The sequence below is a fragment of the Moorena sp. SIO1G6 genome (genome assembly GCF_010672795.1).
GTDB classification, from domain to species: domain Bacteria; phylum Cyanobacteriota; class Cyanobacteriia; order Cyanobacteriales; family Coleofasciculaceae; genus Moorena; species Moorena producens.
In genome coordinates, this window is record NZ_JAAHFZ010000006.1 from 1 (window position 1) to 19,060 (window position 19,060).

Genomic DNA, 19,060 nt, shown 5'->3' on the forward strand with positions numbered 1-19,060 from the left:
GGAATCGGGAATCGGGAATCGGGAATCGGGAATCGGGAATCGGGAATCGGGAATCGGGAATCGGGAATCGGGAATCGGGAATCGGGAATCGGGAATCGGGAATCGGGAATCGGGAATCGGGAATCGGTATAAAACAAAATATCTCTACCGGATTAGACTAAAAAATGCTCGTATCATTAGTGATTATTGTTTTAATTAAACCCTCTATTTAATTGGTTTTTGTTTAAACAATAATTGCCAATATTAACTAAGTTTTTGTTTAAAAGTTAGTTATCATCATAAAATCCAATCAAAAATATATATTCTAGTCTATTTTTGCCTTTTGCCTTTTGCCTTTTGCCTTTTGCCTTTTGCCTTGCTAAAATTAATCTTAGCAAGGCAAATAACTACTCAACCTTGAACTGGTCAGCACTGGCTTGAAGATTCTGAGCCATGGCGAGGAGTTCTTGGAAAGAGGTAGAAATTTCTATGGCATCCTCAGAAGTCTTGTTGGCAATTCCTGCAACCTCAGTCATGGTTTGGGTCACTGATTGGAACTCTTCGGTCTGTACCTGGGTTGCTTGGGTAATACCGTCTACGAGCTGGCTGATTTGGCTGGTGGCTTCAACAATGGCATTGAGAGTTAGACGGGTATCTTGTACCATTGCGGTTCCTTGGGCAACCTGTTGAATACCTTTATCCATGGCTGTAGATACCTCAGCAGTACTCTTCTGGATCTCCTGCACCAACTGCTCGATCTCAGTGGTGGCTTCGGCTGACTGACGGGCTAGAGAACGCACCTCATCGGCAACAACTACAAAACCCCGTCCATACTCACCGGCTCTTGTGGCTTCAATGGCTGCATTCAACGCTAGCAATTGGGTCTGATTAGTAAAGTTGCTAATCAGGTTCACTACCCTCGAAACCTTCTGGGAGGATTCGCTCAGGCGCTTGAGCCGTTTGCTGGTTTCTGCCACTGTCTCCCGGATTTCCAGAATTCCATCTACGGTACGGTTCATGGCGGCATCCCCTGCTTGGAGGGTTTGGTTAGCGGTTTGGACTGCCACTTCTACCTGTTGAGCACTCTGACCTACAGCTTCTGTAGAATTAACCATGGTCTGGATGTGCTCTAAGACTTCACCGAGAGCCATAAATTGTTGCTGGGCTTGGGCTGTGAGCAAAGCAATGGAGGATTCCCTGTCAACAGACGTTTGGGCAACTTTCCTGGAGGCTTGCTGGACTTGAGTCACGATCCGGCGCAGGCTTTGTAAGGTGTTGTTGTAGGCATCAGCAATGGTACCTACTTCATTGTTGGTTACCGGAGCTCGGACAGTGAGGTCTCCTTCTAGAGCTGGCCGCACTGCTGAGAGCAACTGCATTACCTCCCGCTGTACCGCTTCTTTGTCGGCTTTCTCCCGTTGTGCGGCATTGGTCAGCTGCTGGGACTGGTTCTGGATTTGTGCCAGATACTCAGCCTGTTGCAGGGCTGCCCCCACTTGCACCCCAATCTGAGCCAGGGCGTTGAGTTCAAACTCTTGCCAGTTACGAGCACCAGTATTTTGGTAGGTAGCCAGTAAACCCCATAAGGTTCCTTCTAGAAAAATTGGTGCCAGCATATAAGCCTTAACCTCATATTGCTCCAAGGTTTCCAGGTAACCGTCAGAATAACCAAAGGTGTAAATGTCATCAACTGCCACGCTTTCACGATTGCGATACCGACCTCCCTGGGTGTCTTGTAGATAAGTATCGGGCCAGAAGGCTTGGATATCCGCTCCCACCCATGGTAACCAACCGGTGGCAACTGCCTCAGCCACAAACTCACCAGTCCAATCAGGATTGAATTGATAGAGGGCTACGCGATCGCATTTGAGCAACTGCCGGACTTCTTGGGTTGTGATACCATAGATTTTAGTTACCTCCCGAGACTGGAATAGCTTACCGACTATTTTGGTTACCCCCTGAGCAATAAAAGCCGCTTTGGTGAGTTGGCTAGATTGGGCTCGCAACTGATCTAGGTAATGGGATCGCTGCAAGGCTAATCCCAGGGAATTACTAATCTGGAGCATGAGGGTGACATCAGTATCTTGCCACTGACGGGGTCCCGTATTTTGGTAAGCCGCCAGCAGCCCCCAGAGCTTTTCACCTTGGAAAATCGGCATAATCAGATATGCCCTGGCTTGGTATTGTTCCAGAGTGTTGATGTAGCAAGGAGAGAAACCAATGGCATAGATGTCATCAACCTGCTTGAAGCGGTCACCTCGGGCGAAGTCCCCACCCTGGGTTTCTTGCAAGCAGGTATCAACATTAGACAGAGAATTAACACTCAGGGCTGTAACTGTGCAGCGCTCAGAAGCCGTTGTCTCCACCTTCAGGCGGTCGTCTCTTTCTTGTTCAGTGATTAGGGAAAGCCAGCCAGGGGCAACGGATTCCGCCACAAACTCACCACTCCAGTCGGAGTTGAAGCGATAGATCACTACCCGGTCAGCTCCCAACACTTGCCGCAACTCTTTGGTAATGCTCTGGAAGACACTGTAAACATCTACAGACTGGGACAAATGGTTGCTAAGGCTTGCGACTACTCGTTCCCGCACAGCAGCTTGGGCAAGCTGGTGGGATTTGGCCTCCACTTGATCCAGGTAGCTCAATTGCTGTAGGGCTACCCCAAAGTGCAGGGCAATCTGCTTGGCAAAATCAATCTCATACTCCTGCCATTGACGGGGCTGACTGCATTGGTGAATGCACAACAATCCCCACAAATCAGGTCCTTGAAGTAGGGGCACAACCAGATTAGCCCGGACTTGGAACTGAGCCAGCAGCTCAATATGGCAATCGCTCAGTCCGGCATTGTAGACATCAGCAACCGCTTGCACTCGTCCTTCGGTGTAGTGAGGGGCATACTGTTCACCAAAGCAGTGGTCGGTAACTTTGGTTCCTAGTATGGCATCGTAGCCTGATGCCACATCCTCAGATACCAATTCCCCATCATCAAAGCCAGAGTTAGGGTAAAACCGAAATACACCCACCCGGTCAACCTGAAGAAGCTTGCGAATTTCGATAGCGGTTGTCTTGAAAATGGTATCCAGGTTTCGAGACTGACGGATCTTGTTGATGATTCCAACTACCGCTCGCTCCATCTGTGCGATTTTAGCTACATGGGTGGATTTGGCCTCTACTTGCGCCAGGTACTCTGTTTGTTGTAGGGCAACTTCAAAGTGTAGGGCAATCTGCTTGGCAAAATCAATCTCATACTCCTGCCATTGACGGGGCTTACTGCATTGGTGAATGCATAAAAATCCCCACAGTTCAGATCCTTTACGCAATGGCACCACCAGGTTAGCCCGGACTTGAAACTGAGCTAGCAGCTCAATGTAGCAATCGCTCAGGTCCCCATTGTAGATATCAGCAACTGCGTGTACTCGCCCTTCGACATAGTGGCGGGAATACTTTTGACTAAAGCAATGGTCGTGAATCTTCTTGCCCAGCATAGCATCGTACCCTGAGACCACATCTTCCGACACCAACTTTCCATCATTAAAATCGGAGTCAGGGTCAAAGCGAAACAGACCCACCCGGTCAGCCATCAGGAGCTTACGGATTTCTATGGTTGTAGTCTTGAAAATCGTCTCCAGTTTCCGAGATTGCCGGATCTTGTTGATGACTCTGACCGCTGATTTTTCTAGATCTGCAGCCTTCAGCAGTTGGCTGGATTTTGCGCGCAGTTGCTCAAGATACTCCGTTTGCTGGAGGCCAACCCCAAATTGTCGGCCCATCTGAGCCAGTATACCCACCTCCATTTTCTGCCAGTGACGAGGGCGATTGTTTTGGTAAGCTGCGAGTAAACCCCACAGGGTTTCTCCTTGCAGAATCGGTACAATCACATAAGCTTTAGCCTGAAATTGCTCCAACAGGTCAATGTGACACTGATCGTAACCAACCTTGTAAATATCATTAACCGCTAAGGTTTCATTGTGGCGATACCGACCGCCTTCGGTGTCCTCCAAATAAGTATCGCGCCAGACTTTTTTAATACTCGGTCCAACTAACGGTATCCAACCGTGTGCCACATCTTCAGCCACAAACTCACCACTCCAGTCAGGATTGAAGCGATACACAGCCACGCGATCGCACTTGAGCTGCTGCCGGATTTCTTGAGTAGCGGTCTGGAAAACACTGTTGATGTCGGAACTCTTAAGTATCTTATCAAGCAAGCGATTTGCTATTTTTTCCCCCTTAACCGCAATATCCAGTTGGTCGGATTTCTCCTGTAGCTGGGCTACAATGTCCAATTGCTTGAGAATACTACTGAGACGGTCACTGAGTAGTGACAGCAGCACGACGTCACTATCAAGCCAGCGCCGAGGGCGAGAGTTTTGGTAAACGGCAAATAAGCCCCAGAGGTGTTCACCATCAAAGATTGGGGCTATAATATAAGCATTGGTCTGGTATTTTTCTAAGGTTTCAATGTAGCACTGTGAAAAACCAGCGGCATAGATGTCGTCAACTCGCTGTACCTGCTGACTTTTGAAATAGCTGCCCCCTTGTGTCTGCTTTAAATAGGTATCGGTCGTAGGGCTGGCCACGGATCCGATTTGCTTGACCGTACAGCGCTTAGAGGACAATAGATCTGGTGATGTCAGGTTAGGATTTTGCTTTTGGTCTTGGAGCAGGCTCACCCAACCCTCTGCAACCGACTCAGCCACAAATTCACCACTCCAGTCTCGATTGAAGCGATAAACCACTACCCGATCAGCCTTGAAAAACAGGCGTAGTTCGTGGCAAATGTTGCCCAGGGCAATATTGGGATCAGAAGACGGTGGAATTGTGGCCAAGATTTGAGCCAAGACCTTTTCCTGCTTCACCTGCTCTCGCCGTCGGGTAAAAGATTCCACTGGCTGTAGACTTAGCCTCAGTTCAGTAACAACTTGGTAGAGCAGACTAATGTCAGCTTCCTGCCATTCCCGGGAACCAGAACATTGCTGCACCACCAGTAAGCCCCACAATTGCCCATCGATCAAAATCGGTAGACTTAAGCTGGCTTTGACCTGGAATCGTTCTAGCAGTTGGAGTTGAAACGGACTCAGAGCCCGGTCATTAATATCATTAAGGGCTACAACTTCCTGTTCCTCGTAGGCTGAGGGATTCTCTGCCCCAAAAGCAATCACTGGTAGGTACTCCCCCTGACTGGGAGTATAGCCACCCACCATCGACTCAACTAGCACTGTACCCCGATTCTCGGACTGGAAGCGAAAAATCAAGGCTCGGTCTACCCGTAAACCCTGACTAACCTCAGTCACTGTGGTTCTCAACAGGGCATCACTAGTTTCTGCTTTGCGCATCTGAGTGGCCAGGTGGAATAACCACTGCCGCTCACCCTTGCAGTGTTGCTCAATATCCACGGCTAGGTGGAACTTCACCCCGGTAGGTGTCCCCTTGCCATTGCCATTACTCGATGATTGATTAAGTTGGGACTTAGAACTGAGTATTTCCTCAGATTGATCAAATTTCTCAAATTGTGGCATAGTTATAGTTTCGGTTTGTTCAACATCTGGTAATGGTAAAATTTCCGACCATGATGGCATCTCAGAGGCAATCGAGTCGGTAGTAACCCTGCCAATCGACTGTTCAATGGGCAGAGTTAGTGACGAGCTTGCCAACCAGTCATAATTGGTTTGATGGGATTGATTTGGTTGATCAAAACTCGTCATAATTGCCCTGATCAATTGCCAGATCTCGGAGGAGGCTAAGTCGAAAAACCTCAAGACTCCCCTCCCCAAGACTCCCCTGCTTGATGTGTCTGCCATAGGGGACACTGAGTAATAGCCGTGACATCCAAGACTGCACCGCCATTCCCAGGTAGGTACCCCAGGACAAAAGGCAGTAACCTAGGAGGAAATAAGCCAGAAGCCGGTGGCTGGAGTTGCTCCAATTCATGTAACTCAATATCATTTACTTGCGACACCACCAAACCCACAGACTGGTCATTGACCTGAACCACTATTGCCACAGGAGATAGGGAAACTTGCCCTTGCTCCGACAAAGGTGGATAGCCAAGCAGCTGGTTTAGGTCTACCAACCAGAGCATTTCTGAGCGCCAATTACCAATTCCCAAAATGCAACTGGGCATTTCCGGCACCAGCAGAACGTCCGGCAGATTCACCCTGATAATTTCTGTAATCTGCTCTAGGGGCAACAGAATACTATCCTCAAAGCCAAGAGGAAAACGCAGCAACCGCACTCGGGTTTCTGGGGTTAGTGGATCTAAATTCAGTAGGTCAAGATTGGTTTGTGTTACCACTGGGTCAAGGGAGTTCAACATTATCTAATACCTAAGACCTAAGACCTAATACCTAAGACCTAATGCCTAACAATTGCTGGATTGTTTGTATTAGTTCTTGTTGGTTTATCGGTTTAGGTAAATAGGCATCAGCTCCCAGCATCGAACCCCAGAGTTTGTCGGCATCAGTTCCTTTAGTTGAGCAAATCACCACTGGGATGGTTTGGGTGTTGGAATTAGTCTTGAGTTCCCGGCACAGTTCAAACCCGCTTTGTCCTGGCAAAATAACATCAACAATCACCACATCTGGTTTCTGGGACTGGAGTTTGATCTGGGCATCCTCACTACTTGTGACACTAACTACCTTGAGACCAGCTTCTCTGAGGTAACCACTTAGCATCTCATTTTCTGTCAAGCTATCTTCAACCAAAAGGACTGTAGTCATAATTTTTTTTGAATATAAAAGTATTGAGTCTGTTAATTTTTTTTGATATATTATAACTAGTAAATATTATTTATATTATAATATATTTGCCCTGATTTGCAATTTTTTTAATTTACAATAAAAAAATTAATAATTAGTACTTTAATAGGTATACTCAATTAATTGTGATAATTTTTTATCGAAAGTTCCCTACTCCCTACTCCCTGTTCACTTTGCTAAAGTATTAAAGTAAGTAGTCAACCGGACAGGATATTACGACTAACCCCGAGATACCTTTGTAGAATTGTCAATACCTTTGACCGAGTAATAGGCTTTGCTAAAAAGTCTGTAGAACCGACCATCTTTGCCCGCACTCGGTCTACAATTCCGTCATTACTGGTGACCATAATCACTGGCGTGTCTTGAAACACCGAAACCCGACGAATTTGTGCACAGACTTCATACCCGTTTAAAACTGGCATGACCAAATCCAAGAAGATCAGCTGTGGTTTGCACTTTAGCAAGGTCGGCAAGGCTTTGATGGGGTCTTGAACATTGATAAATCGATAGCCAGCATTGGCAAGAATTTGACTCATGGTCAGCCGATCGATGTGGCTGTCTTCGATATAAACTACCAAGGGACTAGCTGGTAATGTCATTACTGGTCCTCCAAACCTTCGAGCATTTTCTGGCATTGGGTTAGTGGCTTTAGTAAAGTGAGTATCACAGCGCCAGTCCCCAACCTCGATCAGACCCATCACCTGATCTCGGATGTAGGGCATGATTGATTGGGCCAGAGCCAAAAGATTCTGTTTCAACTTGAGAGCTAAATCCCTCAAAGTGCGATCGCCATCCACCAAGGTAGTTAGATTGTGGTAGGCAAGTAATGAGGTCTGCTGTCGCAATTTGTCAGCATCCCAGATCACCGGAGCCAAAGAAGGGGAAATATTTACCAAACCAGCCTGTTGCCAAGGCTCCCAAGCAAGGCTTGCCTGTTGCCAAATCTGATCAGCTCGAATTACTACCAACTTTGAATCAAAGGTTAAATCAGACGTTGAATCAGAGGTTGAATCAATAGTGTCTTGAGGAATCTGCCTGTAAGTTAGTTGCTCTGATGAACCACAGCGGAGTTGTTCCTGCCGTTGGATGATATCGAAAACTATTTCTGTACAGTTGCCAACAACAACCGACCTCATCTGTTTTAGCGGTACTTTCCCCTGTCTGACTAGTTCTGCTAGAGATGGGTAATCCCAATACACCGGCTGAACCGACGATCCCTGACACACAGGAAATGCTGATAGTTCTGGGCAGTGTACAGACAACTGCCGACACCAACGACGAATCGGATGCATTTTACTAGCACCCCCAATCAAACGACCCAAGTGGAAAGAAAGACTCCACTGCTGACCGTGGGGATCTTTAATCTTCAACCGACCAGTCAATTGCGCCTTTGCGCAAGCTTGAATCTGTTGTGCCAGTTTGTCGGTAGTCAATAATTTGTCAGTCGTCATTGGTGTCTCTATGGATATATAGCAATGCCACTAGTAATTAGTAACTATTAACTAACAATTAAAAATGAATAATTAACAAGTAATAATCATAGTTTTATAGCGCCTCTATTAGCACCGATGTTGTCAATAGTTCCTGTTTTAATTAATACCTAGATACCTAGATACCTAGATACCTAGATACCTAGATACCTAGATACCTAATAGGTAATATTGTGAATTATAATATTGTGAATCCTGATATTGTGTATAGTTTTCAGAACTTACGCAGCCACTATATTTGTATATTGTTTACAAAATATCGGGTTTTTCGCCCAGTTTTCCGTAAATCATGGTTTTGTAGGAATGCACCAAACTGGTAATGTTAGCAGACAAGTCAAGCCAAGGTTGTGGAGATGCACCATTATCGAGTTTCACTAACCATAAGCAAAACTCGGTTAGCCAAAATGAAGGTAAATTAGTAGCTGACCTTGATAAATTTTAGCTTCATTAAGGTTGTTTTTTAAATAAAATTAATTAAACTTAACTTTATTTATTCTGGCTTAATCATAACTATGATATAAGTCTTAAGATACGCTAATTGTCGTAGGATACTTTGCTAACTAGAAAATCTAGCATCTCTCAGTAACATCAGCAACAAAATATAGCTAACTTTATTAAGTCTTTAAAAAAAGGATTATTTATTTTCAAAAGAATTAACTGCGAAATAATCGTGTGTACTGAGTTTCGTGAGCCATACTTGCCAGGGCTAATCCCCAGCCACAACTACTTAATTTTTCATCCGCCAAAGTTAAAACATCTTCGGTGGTCAGAGTAAGTCTATGGTTGAGTGCTAGGAGTAGCTGTTGACCAACGGTTTGACCAAGGGGAATCACTTTGACCCCAGCACCGATCACATTAGATGCCCAGCTATGTAAGTAACCTAAGACTGTGGCTGTAATGTCAATGTGCCAGTGAGCAGCCCCAATCCCAAACGCGATCGCATAATTACAGGGTTGACCCACAGCTGATGCTACATCGTGTAGAGAGATTACATTTGCTTCAGAGGTTACATGAGTTCTCTCCACAATGGTTTCACTGGGTGGGTGCAAATCCAGCAGTAACCGCATCAACGAGTTACCCATCTGCCAACTTTGCGTCCGCAATTCAGCAGTTTCCTTAGCAGCACTTACCCAAGCATTCCAGTAGTTCAAACCCTCTAAATCCCCTTTGCCATAACTTTCGTAAGCTCGGACCATAACATAACCTTCTAATCGAATGGCTCCATAGCGCAGTTGATGCTCTAGCCACTGGTGCAGAGTAGCCTGGTTGTGAATCACACCAATATCAACTAACGTTTCCAAACCCTCGGAATAGCCGTAAGCACCCACTGGTAGTACGGGACTAGCCAGTTGCAAAAGATTCAACAAAGAATTAGGGACTAGGGGATCTAAATGCATTCTTGCTTGTTGCTTATTGCCATAGTGCACTGTCTGTACATCATACCGAATCCCAATCCCACCCTCCTTCAGGATTGAAGAAGAGACCGAAGAGGGGGAAGAGGCACCAGTAACAACTGAGTAACATGTTTCTCCTGATCGAGACCTGCTCGATCCTGTCATCCATTACATCGGTTAAACCATCCCTTGCCCCTCTAGCAATGAGGAGTTACCCCCCTAAATATATATATAGTGTGTATTTTTATCTAAAAACACTACATGTATGGTTTTTGGGGACTATCCACATAACTCCTAAAAATTTCCAAAAAAAGTTTGCCCAAACCCTTGACACCGCTTGTAGTATTTATGTAGTATATAAACAGAGCGCAGAGGAAAGAGTCAAAAAGCTCGAATCCCAAAGCTTACACCGAACCTTGACAACTAAATATGTAACATACCTTTTGATTCATGTTTGGATATAACTGTGTTTGCTCATCACGTGGGGATAGACCCTTGGGTTGATTCCCCACAGAGTGAACTCAAAGATTTATCTAAAAGATTGATCTAAACTCCAACGGATAAACTGCTCAAGTCCTGGGGCTGTAGCTCAGACGGTCAGAGCGCCTGTCTGTCGAACAGGAAGTCGCGGGTTCGATTCCCGTCAGCCTCGCTGTCTTGATGCAGTCGCTCATGGGGGAAACCCCCAAGACCGTAATGGTGCGTTTTCCGTAGGCGAATTAAATTCGCCACGGGTCGCACCTCTGCATCGCTCTTTGCAGTCGCTTTTATCGGTTGGAGGTGCAAATCCTGCTCCAATCAGTGACTCCAAGCAGTGACTCCAAGCAGCGTAGCTCAAAGGTAGAGCGTCTGGCTCATAACCAGGTGGGTGCGGGTTCAAGTCCCGCCGCTGCTACCACATACGGAGATGGTGTAACTGGCAACATGACGGTCTCCAAAACCGTTGATCTGAGTTCAAATCTCAGTCTCCGCGCTCCCGTGCCGTAGGCAAATTTGGTTAAGCCGCTTGCCTTTCAAGCAGGTGATTGCGGGTTCGATCCCCGTCGGCACGATGAATGCCCTGTAGCTCAGTTGGAAGAGCAGCGAGCTGTTAACTCGATGGTCGCGGGTTCGATCCCTGCCAGGGCAGTCAGGAGGGGTTTGATCTTTCTCCTTTGTATCCCCCGGTAGCTCAGTTGGGTAGAGCGCTCGCCTGAAAAGCGAGAGGTCGTCGGTTCGATGCCGACCTTGGGGGGCTGTCACTTGCTATTGCAAGTGCTCAATGCCGGATGGACGATTGGCAAGTCGCCGTGACTCTGAATCACGGAGAGGTTGGTTCGAGTCCAACTCCGGCATTCTATTGTTGAAGGTTAAGCAGTTGAAGGTTAACCGGTTGAAGGTTAACCGGTTGTAAGCTTTAACCAAACAACCTACCCTACTTCGGACGCCAAAGGCGAACAACCAAACAACCGTAGGCCTTAAGGCCACGCGATCGCGTTCAACCTTCAAACCAAATCAATTTTGATAGCAACTTGGTATCAAATATGCTCCTGTAGCCCAATTGGCAGAGGCGACCGTTTTAAAAACGGTCAGTTGTGGGTTCGACTCCCACCAGGAGTACTAACGGGGTGTAGCCCAGTTTGGTAGCGCGCTTGCTTTGGGAGCAAGATGTCGCAGGTTCAAATCCTGTCACCCCGACTTTACCCCTGTGATGCAATTGGTAGACATCACTCCCCCAGAACGAGTGTCTTGCAGGTTCAAATCCTGCCAGGGGTATCGCAGGGATGGAGCAAGAGTAGGCTCGCCAGGCCCATAACCTGGAAATCAGTGAGTGCAATTCTCACCCCTGCCACCAATTTGCAGCCATGATGTAATATCATCTCTGGTTGAATACTTATTATTGAAAGTTATTGAAAGGGGTTTGTCAAGTAAAAACTATAAAGTAACAAATAATAAATAACAAATAACAAATAACAAATAACGTAAGCTATCAGCTATCAGCTATCAGCTTATGCGGGATGCTTAATGGGCTTTTTACCAGACTTTCAATTGTCATTAATGTCGAACTATTCAATTCTACCGTTTGTGGGATGCGCACGGTACGCGAACGAAGTTTATTTTAATCTGACGGCTGACAGCTGAGAGCTGAATGCTGACACTAACACCATGGTTGACAAGTGATGAGCTAGGAGATACAAATGAAGAGATAAGGAGGGTAAAATGACAACTATGACTGTCACAGATGCTCTAGCAGAGTTGACCTTGCTGCAAAAGCGCATTGACTCAGCCAGAGCAGCTTTGGACAACAACACCTTAATTTCTGTGGTTGAAGTCGGTCAAGTGCCAACAGGCTTCAAATCACGAGAAGATTATGAGATAAAAGCTAAAGCAGCTTTGCAAAAAGTGGATGCCTTGATTGCCAGAAGGCGGACGATCAAGAGAGTAATTGTCTTATCCAATGCGTCTACAATGGTTACGGTTGCTGACCAAGAGATGACTGTGGCAGAAGCCATTGAGATGAAGATGTTTATCATGTATTATGAAGCAGTTATCGGTACTATGCAGTCAGCATATACTAAAACCCTGAATCACTATAAGACGGCACAAGCACGAGTCAAAGACAGACTTGATAAACTAGCTCTGGAAGTGCTAGGACAGAATGCATCGGTTGGTTCACAGAAGTATCAATCCTTGTCAGATAGCTTTCTAGCTAGAGAAGGGGTTGAACTACTGGATCCTACTAACCTGGCTGAAGAACTTGAAAGACGACAAACCTTTATTGAACAGTTCAAGTCAACAGTTGATCGAGTACTCTCGATCAGCAATGCTAGGACAATGATCGAAATTCCTGATTAAAATGGTGATGCGTGCTGGTCACTCGAAAATCTCTAAATTTATGGTTTTTAAGTAAGATGGATAGCTCAAATTGGTAGAGCATATGATTTGTAATCATTGATTGTTGGTTCAAATCCGACTCCATCTTAAGCTAAATTTAAAGGTCAAAGGTTAACGGTTAACCCTTAAACCTCAATCATCAAACCTTAGCTTATCAACCTTCAAACCATAAAAGTCAACCATCGATAAAATCCAGGGACTATGGTTTTAGGTTCCATAAAACCTTGAGGTTTCCACCTGGCTGAGTGGTCAGCATTCTCATTATTCAGCAACAATTATGACAATCTATTTTTACGGTACTCGCCAAAAACCCTATGGTTGTTTTTCCAACTTCTCCCGACATGGCTTTGAGCTAGATGAATTGTGGTGGGCGACTAGTGAGCATTTCTTCCAAGCCCAAAAATTTGTGACTACTGATTCCTCTTGGTATGACAAAATACGTGAGGCAAAAACACCAAAGGAAGCAGCAAAAATGGGACGCAATCGCTCTCATCCTCTTCGTGATGATTGGGAAAAAGTCAAAGATGAGATTATGCAGCGAGGAGTGTTACAAAAATTTGAAACCCATGGTGATCTTCGCCAGTTACTACTTGCTACAGGTGATCAGCTAATTGTTGAGAATTCACCCATAGATTATTACTGGGGTTGTGGTGCTGATGGTAGTGGGAAAAACAAACTAGGAGAGATTTTAATGACAGTCAGGGCAATATTGCGTGACAAGGAACTTGATGCTAACGATAGCAATCCTAAATAATTAGCACTAAATAATTAGAACTTTGTATTGTTTTAAACAACTTGGTGTCTGAAGCCAAAGTGGTCGCGGCGCTGGTTTGTGGAACCAGTCATAACGGGTTCAAGTCCCGTCAGACACCCTTAGGTGCGACCCGTGGCGAATTTAATTCGCCAACGGAAAGCGCACCTTAAGGAAGATGCCGCCGAGTGGACGGCAATCGGTCTTGAAAACCGTGGTACGGCAGCGATGTTGTAGGGGTTCGATTCCTCCATCTTCCTCTAGCCACCAGAAGCCGAAAAGCGAGGCACTGTGCTGTTGACACTCCCCGGTCTAAAGACGCGGGGATTCTTTGTTCACAGAACCGTCTTGCTCAACCAGGTCGGAACCAGGAAGAGTAGAGGACAGATCTCCCAAAGTGTTCGGATCCAGGATCCAGGTTCCGGTATGCCCTACCGTACCCAAGGCTTTTTGGAGTATATTTATTGCGGCATTGTGGTCTCTGTCTAACTGGCAACCACACTTGCAAACATGGGTTCTAGTTGACAGAGACTTTTTGACCACTTCACCGCAGTCAGAGCAGTTTTGGCTGGTGTAGGCGGGGTTTACTGCAACAGTGATCCTACCAAACTTGGTTCCAAAATGCTCCAACCATTTCCTAAATTGATACCAACCTGCATCATTAATAGACTTAGCCAAGCAGTGGTTTTTAACCAAATTTTTAACCCTCAAATCTTCGTAAGCGACCAAATCGTTAGATCGAACCACGCAACGCGCCGGAGACGAAACCTTAGAAGAGTGCAGCCTTACAACAAAACCTGCCACCTTTGATGCATAGCCTACCAACTATAAAGGCTGCACTCTTCTTGCGGTAACTTCTAACCAGTCTCTTGGCATGTTCTTCACGTTGCCTACTTATTTTGAGGTGTGTCCTACCTAGTCTATTAATTGCTTTCTTGCGGTTGGATGAGCCTTTCTTTTTCCGGGAAACCCGGCGTTGGTAAAACTTTAAACGTTTTTCTCCCGTTCTGTAAAATCTGGGGTTAGGTTCAGTATTTCCTCTAGAATCGGTATAAAAATCCTTTAGGCCGACATCTAAGCCAATGGTGGCGTCAGCAGGTTTTAACTGCTCATTAATATCAACCGAGACGCAGAACTGAACGTAATAGCCATCAGCTCGACGGACTATCCGAACCCTCTTTATTTGTTTCTTGTCAAAGCGCCACAAGTCCCATGTACCTTTGAGTTTGAGCTTTCCAATTCCCTTTTTGTCGCTAAACGTTATCGATTTATTGTCGGGGGACAACTTCCAGCCTGACTGTTTATATTCGACTGAGCGGCAGTGTTTTTGGAACCTAGGAAAACCCTTCTTTCCGGGTACTTTTTTCTTGCAGTTTTCAAAGAATCGGGCAATTGATGACCATGCTCTTTCAGCGCTGGACTGACGAGCGGTAGAATTTAGCTCATTTGCAAAAGCGAATTTTTTAGCAAGGACAGCACTGTATTTATTGAGGTCAAATTTGTTTACCCCTTTATTGTCCATCCAATACCTTAGGCAACTATTTCGGATGAATTTAACTGTCCGAATAGCCTCATCTATTGCAGAATATTGATGTTTCTTGCCTTTCGCTTTAAACTCTAATATGATCATCGGTTATCGACCTCTACCGTTATTATTTTAATTTACCATACTCAGAATAAAAATTTGGAAAGTTTCAGAATGTTTTTTTCACGGCGCGTCAAGCCGCTGTGAGCCTTCATCCCCGGTCATTAGACAAGGGGTTTTCGGCTCTAAAGGATTTTTATAACGCAGTGGTAGGAGGGTCAGTACCTCCCTGGTGGATTTCCCTCTGAAGCGCGGAACTGGCACTGACAGTCCTAATTTTAGATGTGGTTGTTCAACTCGACCCAGAGGGGTTTTGCTTTTGTGATGGGAATGTAGCTCAATTGGCAGAGCAGTCGGCTCTTAACCGAATTGTTGCAGGTTCAACTCCTGTCATTCCCATAGAATCTGGGTGGTTGGCATAGCGGCTGTGCAACGGATTTTTAATCCGTACTAGATAGGTTCGACTCCTATACCGCCCATTTATAATTCATCTATTTAAACAGCACAATCAGTATCTTTGACAAACCGGTATTTAACGGCTTTTAGCGGAACCATTGACCATGAGACCCTAGGCAGATGAAAGGGATTTACACGCGATGAAGCTTCGCTTCCGCTAAAAGCGATCGCTAACTTGATCAACCCCTGTGAACCAGTTGATCAGCTAGACTAAGGTATGTTAATCCGTTCACTACCCCAATCCATCCCTGGATAGAGACCGAGATTTACCTCTCTCGGAAGATGGAGATGGTCAGCAGAGCGCGAACGCGCTCTGGAAAAAACAAAGGTGCGCTTGACCCATTAAGAATTAAATTCGCCACGGGTCGCACCTGTTGAAACAGATTCAAAATGTCTTAAACTAATGGCAAATGTATAGTTATAACATCAAATAAAATTTCTATGCAGCTCGGTCCTGGTTTATTAATAACATTCTTGTACTACTTCACCTGTACAACCCTAATTACCACTGTCTTTTCCTCGCAAGTTTTGAGGCTAAGTCTGGTGACAGGGATGCCCTATAGTGTTGGTATAATTTTTGGCTTAATCGGTGGTTTATTAGGTACCTACTTCAATCGAACCGTTACAGTATCCCTAGAATTCAGGAGTAAGAAAGTTTTTACTGCTGCTCTCAATGATGCTCTGACCGAGATGGGGTTTGAGGAAACATCAAAGCTAGATGATTTTGTAGTTTACCAACGCCCAGCTCTCAGTAATCTTTTCTCTGGTAAAGTATTTGTACAAATCGGTAAAGGGAAAGCTACCATTGCTAGCCGTTCCAGAAATATTAAGCGAATCAGCTCTAAACTATCAAAAAATTAGAGACACTATCCATAATTTTTATAAAACTTATTTTTTTAAACCTGCCGATGACTATATCTCAGGGCAATAGTATTGCTAGAGGAAACACCATCGAGCAAACATAATCGAGCAAACATCATAGAACTTAACCCCTTAAATGATTAAGTTTTCGCAAAGCTCCAATGATTACTAACTTACCGTATAATTTAGTTCGGGAACCATAAATTTCTAGGTTAATCCTGCTGCCATCTTTACACTGACCAGGAAAGGTAAAGTAGAGATTTTTACCCTGACCCTGAAGACAATTAGTTATTCGATCATCCACAAATTTACGCTTGTCTTCTGCCACCACGTGTAGTAAGGATTGCAGAGAAATAAGTTCACCAAAGGAATAGCCAAAAATTTCCGCCATTTTGGGATTAACATATAGAAAATCGCCTTTACTATAAATTATGTAAATTCCCAGGGAAGAGAAATTATCTGAACTCTCAGTGAGCTGATTGGGTGGGGAGAAAACTTGATAGTTCTGAGGAGACTGTTGCCCTAGGTGTTGTTGTTGACTGTGGAGTTGAGCATTCTCTAAGATCAAAGCCATGGACTCAGCAGTCATTTCCATTAAACGGGCAGATTTAGCACCAAAGTGTTCCGCCTGGGAATGCATTAGGGTGATAATGCCTAATAACCTCTTGCCCCTGAGAATAGGAACAGCTAATACTGAGCGTACTTGATAGGGCTGACCAGGTAAGGTAAGCCAGCGGTCATCATCCATAGTATCAGTGATCAGCCCAACTTCCCGATGGCGGCTAACCCAACCAGCTAAACCTTGGTCTAGAACCTGACCAATGATCTGCTTTTTATATCGTGGGAGGGTTGCACCGCGAGCTAGAAGACTCTCAGTGACCATACCATCAGCATTGAGTAAAAACAGGCTACTCTCCTCTGCCTTAGTGAGCCGACCAGCAACGTGGAGTATATCTTGTAACAAAGCTCTAAGCATCAGGGAGCCAGAGGCGGTTTGCATCATGGTGGCATAGGTTTTAAATAGCTGATGTTGAGCACTGAAGACGATTCGTGTAGCTTTAAGTTGATCCACTTGTCGGCGCAGTGCTTTCACTTCCTGAATCAGCTGTTGTTTAGATTTATTCACATCACTCATATTTACCTCCATCAATCAGCCTGCGCCAATCCCACATTAGTCTACAGGCTTATAGCAAGTGGCGTTGTTGACGTTTAATTTACCTATGGGGTCAGGAGGAATTGGGGGAAATTTCCTAATTCCCAATTCCTTTTTGTTTATTCTTTGACTGCAACTTGGTATCAGGTAATTGCTATCGGATAATGGGTATTTTCTCATCAAGGCTTAGGTAAAAATAGTAACTGTAACTGGTCTTTCCCTATTTAACCTTGAGTTATCCTGGATCTTCCCAATCTAAACCAGCTGGTGGTAATCAGACATCCTATGGCACCAACAACCAGCAGAAAACTCTCTTCAACCGCACTCGTGCCAGTTTACAGCAAGCCTTGTCCTGGTACACCAATTTTCATCGTTCCCAGGGGAATCCTGCTGATGTGGAAATGGAAGCCTTGCTGCAAACTGAATTAGAGGTTTTGCAATCTAGCCTAAACAAACTTGACCAAGGATTGATTCGCATTGCCGCTTTTGGTTTGGTTAGTCGTGGTAAGTCAGCGGTAATTAATGCTTTGCTGGGACAAAAAATTCTTAAAACTGGTCCGATTCACGGTGTCACTCAATGGCCCAAGTCGGTACGGTGGACACCTAGCTCCGAAAGTGAAGTCCTCTTCGAGTTGATTGATACGCCAGGATTGGACGAAATCCATGGAGAAGTAAAGGCGCAGATGGCGCGGGAGGTGGTATCCCAAGCCGATTTAATTTTATTTGTCGTGGCTGGTGATATCACTCGCACTGAATATCAAGCTCTTTGTGAACTGCGGCAAAGTCAAAAGCCTCTAATCTTGGTATTTAACAAAATTGACCTCTATCCAGAACAAGACCGGGAGGCAATTTATCAACAGTTGCAAAAACTCAGTACCGGTAGCCCCAAGGATCGGCGTTTACAAAAGATGTTGTCAGCGGATGAAATTGTCCTAGTGGCAGCAGAACCAGCTTCTATGGAAGTACGGGTGGAGTGGCCTGATGGTAGAGTGACTTATGAATGGGAAACTCCACCTCCGAATGTGGATCAGCTCAAACAGAAAATTTTCAGTCTACTTAACCGAGAAGGGCGATCAATTTTAGCCCTCAACGCTCTATTTCAAGCCCGCAATGCTCAGAATACTATTGCCAAAAAAGCCATTGAGTTACACAAAACTGAAGCAGAAGACTTAATCTGGCAGTTTGCTAAGTACAAAGCACTAGCAGTCGCCCTCAATCCGATTGGAATTTTAGATGTGTTAGGGGGTACTCTGACTGACTTGGTGATGATTCGTTCTCTAGCGCGGCTGTATGGTCTACCTATGACTAGCTATGAAGCAGGTAAGCTATGGCAAAAGATTTTGATCAGTTCTGGAGGCTTACTGCTAGGTGAACTGGGTACCAGTGTGCTTTTTGGTGTAGGTAAGAGTGCATCAGTGGTTATCGGTCCGAGTGGCTTGGGTGCCTTTGCTGGGGCAGCAATTACCCAAGCTGGAATTGCCGGTTATGGGGCGTATGCTGTTGGTCAAGCGGCACAGGTTTATCTCGAACAAGGTTGCTCTTTCGGACCACTAGGAGCAAGTACCGTCATTAAAGAAATTCTAGACCGGGTGGAGTCGGACACTATTCTTTTCCGTCTGCGGCAAGAATTGGAAAGACAGCTAGTAGAGTGATAAGACTTAATTCCTTAATTTTCCATAATTTTACCTAAATTTTATACCTGACAAGTTTTTTACCGGAGTCGTAGATTGGGAATGTGTAGATATTCTGTAGATATTCA

General features: G+C 45.2%; 13 protein-coding genes and 15 tRNA genes. 19 read left to right on the plus strand and 9 right to left on the minus strand.

The annotated features are described in order from the left end of the window. Positions 1 to 386: 386 nt before the first annotated feature. The 6 genes from F6K63_RS07355 to F6K63_RS07380 form a co-directional block, all read right to left on the minus strand. Positions 387 to 5,780 (minus strand): GAF domain-containing protein, encoded by a 5,394-nt coding sequence (locus F6K63_RS07355; protein WP_287311477.1) that lies wholly within the window; start codon positions 5,778 to 5,780, stop codon positions 387 to 389. Next, on the minus strand, positions 5,735 to 6,295 hold the full coding sequence (locus F6K63_RS07360; protein ID WP_008188418.1) for a chemotaxis protein CheW: 561 nt from the start codon (positions 6,293 to 6,295) through the stop codon (positions 5,735 to 5,737). Before F6K63_RS07360 ends, F6K63_RS07355 begins: the two co-directional genes overlap by 46 nt. Positions 6,296 to 6,326: 31 nt before the next feature. Further along, entirely contained in the window at positions 6,327 to 6,698 is a 372-nt protein-coding gene (locus F6K63_RS07365) for a response regulator transcription factor (protein ID WP_008188420.1), read from the minus strand. A gap of 236 nt (positions 6,699 to 6,934) precedes the next feature. Continuing rightward, positions 6,935 to 8,188 carry a response regulator gene (locus F6K63_RS07370; RefSeq protein ID WP_008188422.1) on the minus strand — a complete coding sequence of 418 codons (1,254 nt, stop codon included), beginning with the start codon at positions 8,186 to 8,188 and terminating at the stop codon, positions 6,935 to 6,937. A 288-nt stretch (positions 8,189 to 8,476) separates the two neighbouring features. Continuing rightward, positions 8,477 to 8,602, minus strand: coding sequence for a hypothetical protein (locus F6K63_RS07375; RefSeq protein ID WP_267872098.1), 126 nt, complete (start codon positions 8,600 to 8,602; stop codon positions 8,477 to 8,479). Positions 8,603 to 8,880: 278 nt separating this feature from the next. Next, complete coding sequence (locus F6K63_RS07380) at positions 8,881 to 9,624, minus strand: urease accessory protein UreF (protein ID WP_008188423.1); 744 nt, start codon at positions 9,622 to 9,624, stop codon at positions 8,881 to 8,883. Positions 9,625 to 10,199: 575 nt separating this feature from the next. Between F6K63_RS07380 and F6K63_RS07385 the strand changes: the two genes are divergently transcribed. The 15 genes from F6K63_RS07385 (at position 10,200) to F6K63_RS07455 (ending at position 13,367) form a co-directional block, all read left to right on the plus strand. Continuing rightward, positions 10,200 to 10,273 (plus strand) — tRNA-Asp (locus F6K63_RS07385). 171 nt (positions 10,274 to 10,444) lie between these two features. Then, a tRNA-Met gene (locus F6K63_RS07390) sits at positions 10,445 to 10,519 on the plus strand. A gap of 4 nt (positions 10,520 to 10,523) precedes the next feature. Further along, a tRNA-Trp gene (locus tag F6K63_RS07395) sits at positions 10,524 to 10,594 on the plus strand. A gap of 4 nt (positions 10,595 to 10,598) precedes the next feature. Then, a tRNA-Glu gene (locus tag F6K63_RS07400) sits at positions 10,599 to 10,673 on the plus strand. A 4-nt stretch (positions 10,674 to 10,677) separates the two neighbouring features. Next, positions 10,678 to 10,750, plus strand: a tRNA-Asn gene (locus F6K63_RS07405). A gap of 31 nt (positions 10,751 to 10,781) precedes the next feature. Next, positions 10,782 to 10,855: transfer RNA gene (locus F6K63_RS07410), tRNA-Phe, on the plus strand. A gap of 28 nt (positions 10,856 to 10,883) precedes the next feature. Then, positions 10,884 to 10,956: transfer RNA gene (locus F6K63_RS07415), tRNA-Gln, on the plus strand. Between the two features lie 190 nt (positions 10,957 to 11,146). Further along, positions 11,147 to 11,220 (plus strand) — tRNA-Leu (locus tag F6K63_RS07420). 4 nt (positions 11,221 to 11,224) lie between these two features. Beyond that, positions 11,225 to 11,298, plus strand: a tRNA-Pro gene (locus tag F6K63_RS07425). Between the two features lie 4 nt (positions 11,299 to 11,302). Then, positions 11,303 to 11,376 (plus strand) — tRNA-Leu (locus F6K63_RS07430). Positions 11,377 to 11,378: 2 nt separating this feature from the next. Continuing rightward, positions 11,379 to 11,455: transfer RNA gene (locus F6K63_RS07435), tRNA-Met, on the plus strand. 365 nt (positions 11,456 to 11,820) lie between these two features. Beyond that, positions 11,821 to 12,456 carry a hypothetical protein gene (locus tag F6K63_RS07440; protein ID WP_008188427.1) on the plus strand — a complete coding sequence of 212 codons (636 nt, stop codon included), beginning with the start codon at positions 11,821 to 11,823 and terminating at the stop codon, positions 12,454 to 12,456. A 54-nt stretch (positions 12,457 to 12,510) separates the two neighbouring features. Continuing rightward, positions 12,511 to 12,583 (plus strand) — tRNA-Thr (locus F6K63_RS07445). Between the two features lie 189 nt (positions 12,584 to 12,772). After that, complete coding sequence (ybiA, locus tag F6K63_RS07450; RefSeq protein WP_008188429.1) at positions 12,773 to 13,249, plus strand: riboflavin biosynthesis intermediates N-glycosidase; 477 nt, start codon at positions 12,773 to 12,775, stop codon at positions 13,247 to 13,249. A gap of 44 nt (positions 13,250 to 13,293) precedes the next feature. After that, positions 13,294 to 13,367 (plus strand) — tRNA-His (locus tag F6K63_RS07455). A gap of 191 nt (positions 13,368 to 13,558) precedes the next feature. Here F6K63_RS07455 and F6K63_RS07460 read toward each other — a convergent pair. Both F6K63_RS07460 and F6K63_RS07465 read right to left on the minus strand, forming a co-directional pair. Beyond that, complete coding sequence (locus F6K63_RS07460; protein ID WP_287311479.1) at positions 13,559 to 13,993, minus strand: RNA-guided endonuclease InsQ/TnpB family protein; 435 nt, start codon at positions 13,991 to 13,993, stop codon at positions 13,559 to 13,561. A 22-nt stretch (positions 13,994 to 14,015) separates the two neighbouring features. Next, positions 14,016 to 14,876 (minus strand): RNA-guided endonuclease InsQ/TnpB family protein, encoded by an 861-nt coding sequence (locus tag F6K63_RS07465; protein WP_008188613.1) that lies wholly within the window; start codon positions 14,874 to 14,876, stop codon positions 14,016 to 14,018. Between the two features lie 281 nt (positions 14,877 to 15,157). On the opposite strand from F6K63_RS07465, the gene F6K63_RS07470 reads away from it, so the two are divergent. The 3 genes from F6K63_RS07470 to F6K63_RS07480 all read left to right on the plus strand — a co-directional run bounded on the left by F6K63_RS07470 (position 15,158) and on the right by F6K63_RS07480 (position 16,148). Beyond that, a tRNA-Lys gene (locus tag F6K63_RS07470) sits at positions 15,158 to 15,230 on the plus strand. A gap of 8 nt (positions 15,231 to 15,238) precedes the next feature. After that, positions 15,239 to 15,310, plus strand: a tRNA-Lys gene (locus F6K63_RS07475). Positions 15,311 to 15,728: 418 nt separating this feature from the next. Next, complete coding sequence (locus F6K63_RS07480; protein WP_008188611.1) at positions 15,729 to 16,148, plus strand: hypothetical protein; 420 nt, start codon at positions 15,729 to 15,731, stop codon at positions 16,146 to 16,148. Between the two features lie 124 nt (positions 16,149 to 16,272). Here F6K63_RS07480 and F6K63_RS07485 read toward each other — a convergent pair whose 3' ends face one another. Beyond that, a complete protein-coding gene (locus tag F6K63_RS07485) occupies positions 16,273 to 17,283 on the minus strand; it encodes a GAF domain-containing protein (RefSeq protein ID WP_044494882.1) in 1,011 nt (336 codons plus the stop codon). Between the two features lie 248 nt (positions 17,284 to 17,531). On the opposite strand from F6K63_RS07485, the gene F6K63_RS07490 reads away from it, so the two are divergent. Then, positions 17,532 to 18,953, plus strand: a complete 1,422-nt coding sequence (locus F6K63_RS07490; protein ID WP_287311481.1) for a GTP-binding protein — start codon at positions 17,532 to 17,534, stop codon at positions 18,951 to 18,953. Positions 18,954 to 19,060 lie beyond the last annotated feature (107 nt).

Bases quoted from the DNA above. Each gene is read 5' to 3' on its own strand.
- F6K63_RS07355 (WP_287311477.1), bottom strand. From the start codon at position 5,780: ATGGCAGACACATCAAGCAGGGGAGTCTTGGGGAGGGGAGTCTTGAGG.
- F6K63_RS07360 (WP_008188418.1), bottom strand. From the start codon at position 6,295: ATGTTGAACTCCCTTGACCCAGTGGTAACACAAACCAATCTTGACCTA.
- F6K63_RS07365 (WP_008188420.1), bottom strand. From the start codon at position 6,698: ATGACTACAGTCCTTTTGGTTGAAGATAGCTTGACAGAAAATGAGATG.
- F6K63_RS07370 (WP_008188422.1), bottom strand. From the start codon at position 8,188: ATGACGACTGACAAATTATTGACTACCGACAAACTGGCACAACAGATT.
- F6K63_RS07380 (WP_008188423.1), bottom strand. From the start codon at position 9,624: ATGCATTTAGATCCCCTAGTCCCTAATTCTTTGTTGAATCTTTTGCAA.
- F6K63_RS07440 (WP_008188427.1), top strand. From the start codon at position 11,821: ATGACAACTATGACTGTCACAGATGCTCTAGCAGAGTTGACCTTGCTG.
- ybiA (WP_008188429.1), top strand. From the start codon at position 12,773: ATGACAATCTATTTTTACGGTACTCGCCAAAAACCCTATGGTTGTTTT.
- F6K63_RS07465 (WP_008188613.1), bottom strand. From the start codon at position 14,876: ATGATCATATTAGAGTTTAAAGCGAAAGGCAAGAAACATCAATATTCT.
- F6K63_RS07480 (WP_008188611.1), top strand. From the start codon at position 15,729: ATGCAGCTCGGTCCTGGTTTATTAATAACATTCTTGTACTACTTCACC.
- F6K63_RS07485 (WP_044494882.1), bottom strand. From the start codon at position 17,283: ATGAGTGATGTGAATAAATCTAAACAACAGCTGATTCAGGAAGTGAAA.